We start from the raw sequence: 269 nt of genomic DNA, 5'->3' as shown, positions 1-269 counted from the left end.
CGTTCCTGGTAGCCGCATTGGTTTACTAGGGCGTAACGGCGCCGGTAAATCGACCCTGATCAAGTTGCTGTCTGGTGAGTTAGCGTCAAAGAGCGGTGAGCTTACGTATTCGCAAGGCGTGAAGATTGGCTACTTTGCTCAGCACCAACTGGAAACGCTTCACCCAGAAGAAACGCCCCTACAGCATCTGATGCAGATTGCCCCGAATCATACAGAGCAGCAGCTTCGTGATTACTTAGGTAGCTTTGGCTTTCAGGGCGAAAAAGCCC

At 52.0% G+C, this 269-nt stretch carries 1 protein-coding gene; it reads left to right on the top strand.

What is annotated here, in order from left to right; all coding sequences use genetic code 11:
* Window positions 1-269 (top strand): ATP-binding cassette domain-containing protein (locus AB4585_RS29350; protein WP_372172350.1); only part of this gene is annotated, 269 nt, incomplete at both ends.

Origin of the sequence: Vibrio sp. 10N.222.49.C9, assembly GCF_041474985.1 — a bacterium.
GTDB classification, from domain to species: Bacteria; Pseudomonadota; Gammaproteobacteria; order Enterobacterales; family Vibrionaceae; genus Vibrio; species Vibrio crassostreae_C.
This window is presented reverse-complemented; position numbering and strand designations above follow the sequence as displayed.